This window comes from Candidatus Agathobaculum pullicola (genome assembly GCF_052117205.1).
In the GTDB taxonomy this organism is placed as follows: Bacteria; Bacillota; Clostridia; order Oscillospirales; family Butyricicoccaceae; genus Agathobaculum; species Agathobaculum pullicola.
In genome coordinates this window covers 20,033-27,202 of the sequence record NZ_JBQKJP010000040.1, presented here as the reverse complement: position 1 = coordinate 27,202, position 7,170 = coordinate 20,033, and the positions used below count along the sequence as shown (strand labels likewise).

Annotated in this window: 6 protein-coding genes; 1 reads left to right on the top strand and 5 read right to left on the bottom strand. The window is 50.3% G+C overall.

Features of this window, described 5'->3' with window-relative positions:
* Positions 1 to 41 precede the first annotated feature (41 nt).
* Together ACTQ3V_RS12335 and ACTQ3V_RS12330 are read right to left on the bottom strand one after the other, a co-directional pair.
* Complete coding sequence (locus tag ACTQ3V_RS12335) at positions 42 to 914, bottom strand: IS3 family transposase (protein WP_441467775.1); 873 nt, start codon at positions 912 to 914, stop codon at positions 42 to 44.
* Between the two features lie 20 nt (positions 915 to 934).
* Positions 935 to 1,207 (bottom strand): transposase, encoded by a 273-nt coding sequence (locus tag ACTQ3V_RS12330; protein ID WP_441467771.1) that lies wholly within the window; start codon positions 1,205 to 1,207, stop codon positions 935 to 937.
* 134 nt (positions 1,208 to 1,341) lie between these two features.
* Between ACTQ3V_RS12330 and ACTQ3V_RS12325 the strand changes: the two genes are divergently transcribed.
* Positions 1,342 to 1,800 carry a hypothetical protein gene (locus ACTQ3V_RS12325; protein ID WP_441467770.1) on the top strand — a complete coding sequence of 153 codons (459 nt, stop codon included), beginning with the start codon at positions 1,342 to 1,344 and terminating at the stop codon, positions 1,798 to 1,800.
* Between the two features lie 297 nt (positions 1,801 to 2,097).
* Here ACTQ3V_RS12325 and ACTQ3V_RS12320 read toward each other — a convergent pair whose 3' ends face one another.
* From ACTQ3V_RS12320 to ACTQ3V_RS12310, 3 genes are all read right to left on the bottom strand, one after another.
* Positions 2,098 to 3,387 carry a YeeE/YedE family protein gene (locus ACTQ3V_RS12320; protein ID WP_441467769.1) on the bottom strand — a complete coding sequence of 430 codons (1,290 nt, stop codon included), beginning with the start codon at positions 3,385 to 3,387 and terminating at the stop codon, positions 2,098 to 2,100.
* Between the two features lie 81 nt (positions 3,388 to 3,468).
* On the bottom strand, positions 3,469 to 5,157 hold the full coding sequence (locus ACTQ3V_RS12315; protein ID WP_441467768.1) for an FAD-dependent oxidoreductase: 1,689 nt from the start codon (positions 5,155 to 5,157) through the stop codon (positions 3,469 to 3,471).
* A 109-nt stretch (positions 5,158 to 5,266) separates the two neighbouring features.
* Positions 5,267 to 6,598: an APC family permease gene (locus tag ACTQ3V_RS12310; RefSeq protein WP_441467767.1), complete on the bottom strand. Its 1,332-nt coding sequence runs from the start codon at positions 6,596 to 6,598 to the stop codon at positions 5,267 to 5,269.
* Between the last annotated feature and the right edge of the window lie 572 nt (positions 6,599 to 7,170).

Below are 7,170 nucleotides of genomic sequence, written 5' to 3'. Positions count from 1 at the left end.
TTTTGGAATAGTCAAGAAAACCGCACACCCAACTTACTTCATCAAGCGACCTGACTCCGATTTTTTATCCACCGCAAACGTTTAACAAGTGGAGGCAGATTATTCTCGTTGGCGGTGTTGCGTCGGAGGCGGTTGTAATATGTTTCGATCCAGCGAAAAATTAACTGCCGAACTTGATCCCGCTTCATCGAAACGCAGTGAAGCCGATAAATTAGCTCTTTTTTTAGCGTCGCAAAAAAGCTCTCCATTCGCGCATTGTCAAAACAGCAATGTGTGCGTCCCATGCTCTGACGAATGGATCCATGCTGAGCGAGCAGCGTACGGTATTCCTGACTGGTGTACTGGCTGCCATGATCCGAATGCAGGATCAAACTGGTTTGATAGCCATAGCGGGAAACTGCATCGCGCAACGCATCACAGCATAAGCTGGTGCGCATATGGGGACGCATCGCATAACCGACTACCGCGCCATCAAAACAGTCCAGAATTGCAGCAAGATACAGCTTGCCGTCTGCACATTTGATTTCGGTCATATCGCTGATGTACTTTATCCCGGGTACCGAAGCAGTAAAATCCCGCCGCACCAGATCATTGTTTTGTAATGCATGAAAATCGGTCTTTGTCAGGCTATGTGGACGCTTTTTGCGTATTAACAGATGATTTTCCTTACAAAGCCGATAACATTTCCCATAGCTTGGACGCCGTGTTTCCGGTAATGCCTCCCGCAAGCTGCGTACTCCATAGCAAGGATGCTGTTGCCGTAATTGTTTTAGGGCCGATACCGTTTCAACGTCACGGTCTGTGTCCATCGGTCTTCGTTTCCAATCATAATACCCTTCCCGGCGTACACCGAGAACCTGGCAGCACAATGCAATACTGCTGCTTTGATGATTGGCTTGGATCCATGCATACAGATGACGCGGGCGAACACCGGTTATCGACCCGCCATAAAACCCAGCGCTTTCCGAAGAATATAGTTTGCTTCGTGTAATTCTTTATTTTCACGAGTTAAACGGGCTACGGCTTGCTCTGGTGTTTCGCCCGGCTCCACACCGCGAATCTCACCTCTAGCAAGTCGCTCTGCTCGGCGCCAGCTGTATACTGCCTTCGTGGAGATGCCAAGCCGCTGGCACGCCGCGCTTACTCCGATTTCATCGGCCAGTTTCAGCACATCGGCTTTATATTCTTCCGTGTATTTCTGCCCCATCTATGACACCCTTTCTTGAATTCATTATATCACCTTGGGTGTGCGGTTTTATTGTATCACTCCAGTTTTGGTACAAGGAGGACCGGCAGAAATGGCGGGCCAAGTATCCGGTACTACGTCAATATCACAGCATCATGCAGCTGATTCTGACCCAGAGTAACCGCTACCGGCTCTATGTACACTATTGCTACCTGATGGGGCTATCCCAAAAGGCAAAGCACCACATAAGCCCTTTTCTCCAGCCATGCGGCTGGAGTTGCAATATCACCGCCCAGACCCGTCTGTTGGGCTGTGGAGAGCTGGAAACGGCGGAGCAAGTGGCGCAGCTAATTGTCAGAACACAGGGGCAGATTGAGGCCATAGAGAATCCGCGCAGCATCCTCTACAATAAACTCCGGTGGTGTAATGATCCGGAGGAGCAGAAGACCCTCAAGGATCAGTGGGACGGCTGCACCCAGCAGCTTTCCCAGCTTCGCAAGGACAGGAAGAATGCCCAGATTATCCTGGATCAAACCCCGGAGCACTGCCGGCGTGTGGGGGGTGAATTGGCACTGCGGCAGGGAGTTGAACCAATGGAAAAGACAAAACGATGACAAATACAGCGATAATGAAAAAGGGGGGCAACCCGTACGGGCTGCCCCTCTTTGATAGTGAGATCAAGAGATATGAGCCTGCTGGCGCATGTCGAACTCAACTGTTCTCACTTGCTTTAAAGCTAATATGGACGACAATAAGATGTCGTACCACCATGTCTCTGATTCCAACTATGCTGTTTGCTAATTGTGAAATCAAATAGTTTTCAACTGATACATATGCTAAAGTTATGCAGCCGTGCCTATCTTCAAGTCATACAGTGCAATCTAAAGCAAAATTGTGTGATTATGGACGCTCTATTTGTTACAGCATGCAAAATAGCGCTTTTTTATGATATTGCCCAAAATACCACCGCTGAACAGGAACACAAAATAAATCCAGCCAGACAGGGACAGGTTAGCGATGGGAGTGTACAGTGCGCCAACATTACAGCCATTGGCCAGACGCGTGCCAATGCCCATTAACAGACCGCCGATGATATAAACCGGAACTTCCTTGAAAGAAATTTTTAGACCTTCCCGGAACTGATGGGTGAATTTTCCCATAGTCAGACTGGCCACCAGAGCACCCAGAATAATACATACATTTTGTACGTTCATAGCATTGGAAAAGAACGGTGCTGTAAAGGATTCTGCACCCTGATGGGTAAAGGCAGTGATGCTGTCGATAGATACACCGAACAGCAGCAAGATTCGACCAAACCAATGGCCGTACGGTGTCGAGGCACCCCAGCCGCCCTTGGTCACGATCATCAGGCAGGAAAACAGCAGCAGAATGACCACAGCACCCATGGTCAAGGTCCAGGGCTTAACAAAGAGGCGGTAAAGGGTATTCTGGGAAAGTACGGGCGCAGTGGAAGTATCCTGCAGGGCTGCGACCTGGGCGGTCTCCTGCTCGCGCTCGGAGGGGACACCAGTGTAGGTATTTTCCCGACGGCGCTTGTTCTCATACCACTTGGCTCCGGCACAAACCAGCAGACACAGCACACCGGTCAGGATTAACGCACCAAGGTAGCCGTTGAGCCCATCGCCGGTAAACAGGTCGGGAAGATAGACACCAGAGGCATAGCTTTCCGTATGGAACCAGGTATCAGTGACCCAACTCTGGGTCGCCTGTAGGGGAAAGCCCACATAAACGCCGATACCAAAGAAAATCAGTGTCAGGATCGCACGGGATGGACCTTCGATCATGTCAGTCAGAACACCGGAAGCACAGCACATACAGAACGCCATGCCAGTGCCAAACATCAGACCACCCAGCAGCAGGCCCAGATTAATCTGGTTGATCCACAGGCCGTAGGCATCCGCACCGCTGACAAAGGTCAGGGCGCCGGATATGACAGCGCTTATGAAAAACAGGAACATCAGGGTGCGCAAAAGTTTGGTAGAACCGGTATTATAGGCTCGGTTGGCGCTGCCGGCAAAGCCCATGGCAGAGCGCATCAGAGCATAGCCCAGCCCCAGACCAACCAACATACGGAAAAAGAGCATCTCGCTGCCCAGAAACGTCGCGCCCAGAAGCAAGGTTGCAACCAGGACGACGACGCCCGCAAAAAATTGCGGTTTGTGGATTGTATTCGAATTCATTCTCAATTCTCCCCCTACTACGAACAGCTGCGGACAGGGCGTCAGACTCTGCCCGCGGCTGCGCTGTTTCAAGATATTCAATTAGTTAAAGTTATAGGCTGTCACAATGGGCTCCCTCTTCTGGGTGACATCGTTAAAATACTCATAGAAGCTGATACCCAAGAAGCTGCCGGAAATATTGTAGATATTGCGGAAGTTGTGTCCCTGTAGTGCCAGGCAGGCATTGTAGCTTCTTTGTGCGCTGCGGCAATGCAGGTAGACGGGCCGGTCGGTGGGGATCTCGTCTAGACGTTCCCGGAGCTGGCTGAGAGGAATGTTGATTGCAGTCTTGATGTGACCGGCTGCATACTCATTGGCCTCCCGCACGTCAATAATATACGCGCCGGATTCCACCAGACCGCGCACCTCGTCCACGCGCACCTGACGGAAGACCCGCTGCAGAAGATTGCAGGCCACCAGACCGGCCATATTGCCGGCGTCCTTGGCTGTGGAGAAGGGAGGCGCATAACATAATTCCAGATCCCGCAGATCATCTACGGTGCCGCCGAATTTCAGCAGCGTGGCTACAATATCGATGCGCTTAGCCGCCTCGCCCTTGGAAATGGCCTGGGCACCCAGAACCTTGCCGGTGGGAACCTCGTACACCAGCTTGTAGAACAGGGGATGGTTATCGGGCATCAGGCCTACCTTGTCCTGCGGAATGACAAAAGCAATGTCATAGGAAATACCCAGAGCTTCACACTGGGCCGCCGTCAGGCCGGTGCTGGCAGCATTGTAATCAAATACGCGCAGGCAGCTGGAGCCGATGTAGCCAGTATTGCGCACCGTGCGACCGTAGATGTGGTCAGCCGCCGCACGGGCTTCCTTCTGTGCCGGACCCGCCAGAACCAGTGACATGGGCTTATGGGTCAATGCGTTGAATACCTCGATGGCATCGCCCACGGCGTAGATATTTTCGTCGTTGGTACGGTAGTTGGCATCCACCTTGATGGCGCCCCGCTCATTCAGCTCGAGACTGGCGTCCTTAGCCAGCTTCGTATCGGGACGGACACCGATGGCCATGACCACGGCATCGCTTTCCACCAGACGACCGGAGCCAAGACGCAGATTGGAGCCCTCGCAAGAAGCTACCTGATCGCCCAGAATCAGGTTTACGCCCTTATCCAGCAGTTCCTTGTGGAGAATCTGCACCATGTCGTAGTCAAAAATTCGCAGAATCTGAGACGTGGCCTCCACCAGAGAGACTTCGTAACCGGCTTCCACCAGATTTTCCGCCGTTTCGATACCGATAAAGCCGCCGCCCACTACGGTAATTTTTTTGACCGAATCCCGATGGATAAAGTCATACAGCTTGGCGATGTCCACCACATTCTTTACAATGAACACATTGGCGTCCTCGATGCCAGGCAGATTGGGAATCACTGCGTTTGCGCCGGGGGATAGGATCAGTTTATCATAGGATTCCTGATACGTTTCGCCGGTGGTCAAGTTTTGTACTTGCACCGTTTTGGCATCGCGATCGATGGACAAAACCTCGTTTTCCACCCGTACTTCGATGTTATACTGTTTTTTAAACTTTTCCGGCTGCATCAACACAAGATCTTCCGTGTTGGCAATGGTGTTGCTCAGGCGGTACGGCAGGCAGCAATTTGAAAAGGATACATGAGGCCCTTTTTCAAAAACGATGATCTGGGCGTTTTCGTCCAGTCTACGCAGTCTTGCTGCTGTGCTTGCACCGCCAGCAACACCACCGACAACCAAATATTTCATAAAAAACCCTCCTTGAATTTTGCAGTATTCCCTACCGCTTTGTGAATCTATTGGAACCGCACAGTGTTTCTTTCCCAGCGGAAACCAAATCAAGTTTAACTGCACCGCGTCATTGGCGTTCCAGAACAAACCGTCGAAGAAACAGCACAGCACCCAGGAAAATCCAGATTCCCAGGAATACCAGAGCCGGTGTGCTTAGTGCGGCCGGACTGGATGGAACCAGCAGCAGTATGGTAAATCCCAAGCTCATCAGGGCGCCTGCCGCTGCTTCGATCCGTACCCGCCGTTCTGGGGCATGGCAGAAAGTTGTGATGCAGACGTAACCATATGTGACAGATGCGCCAAAGGAACACATGTCAACGACCCAGTTAACTACTTCACGGCCAAAGAAGCAGGCGGCGATACTGACCAGAGAAACAAACCAAATGGCGTTGCGATTGATACCCGCCTCGTTGGTTTTGCTCAGTCTGTTGGGCAGCACATCGTCGCGGCCCATGGCGCCGATCAATTTGACGGCACAGATCATAAAGCCGTTGATGCCGCCGGAGACCGCGCTGGCCAACGCGATTACCAGCAGGGAAAACCCCACATGTCCCAGATGCTCCAGAACGCCCTGACCCAGTGCCCATTCCATACCGTAGGCTTGCTGGGGGCTGTAGGCCAAGGCGGTGGAGAAATTCAGAAGAATATAGCAAAACATGCCGATCAAAAGCGCTGTGACGGCCATGAGGGAGGCGCGTCCGCGGCTCATGTTCATGTCCTTTACCAGTTGTGGGATTGCGTCAAATCCGATAAAGAGAAACGGGGTAATAGCGATGACCGATACAATCTGTTCCAGAGATAAACCATTTTCCACAATATAATTCTGATAAAACACGTCCAAATCCGCAGTCAGCAGCATACCGGCGGTCACAAGTATGACACACACCACTAAGGCCACAACGATCCAGAACTGTACTTGTCCCGACTGCTTGGTGCCTTTCAGGTTTAAATAGGTAAACAGAAGAACGATCAGCGCCGATACCAGAACTTCGCCCAGATATACCGGGTCACCGGCAATGGCGTAGAGATATCCAAAATCCAGAAGGCCGGGAATCCATTTGTTGAGAACCAGAGGAAACGCCGTGGCGTTCAGGGGAACTAGACTCAAATATGCGAGAAATAGGAACCAACCCACAATGAAGCCATGTTTTTTTCCCAAAAACAGGACGACGTAGGAAAATTCGCCGCCCTCATTGATATCCTGATGCATCATGTAGCGATAACTGCGCTCAATCAATACAATACATAGCGTGCCGAGGAAGATCCCAATGGAAGTATTGATCACACCAGAAGTATGTAAAAACTTGGTGCCGGGTAGCATAAATGCACCCCAACCGATGATGGCACCCAGTAAAATAGCAAAAACCTCACCCGTCTGCAGCTTTTTGATGATGCCCACCTCCGCAGTATATACAGCTATTTGTAATATTTATTATATAATATATATAAAAATACTTCTATGTATATTATTACTATATAATGCAATATAATTAAATGGTATATATGGCAATATCGCCAATGCAGATTGAGCGGTGGATGTATAGGCAATGCCGCACAATTGCCAGTGGCCCAAGCTGGCCATAAAGTCAAATTGTGCGACACTGCCGTTGTATTTGGCATTGTAAATTGGTATAGTAAAAATGCCATAGATACGGTTATAACGATTCTGTAGGCAGGAGAGCGGCTTTGCAAGCTGCATGTACTTCCAGCGTTACCACTGATAGAGCGGCCAGTAGCCGTGATACTGTTTTGATACTAAGAAATTCTGCAAACACGAATAGCAGATAAAAGCCGCTAAAACTATGGGTAAATTATCTGCTGATCAACTGAAAATAGACTTTCCAATATAGGATTTATCTAGTGGGAATAAGCAAAAATGGATATGAGGGCCCGAAAACCTTTGAAAACACTGACTTTTTGATTTTCCAAATCCCCATTTGATAGCAGATTGATAGCGCTCGTTAAATACCG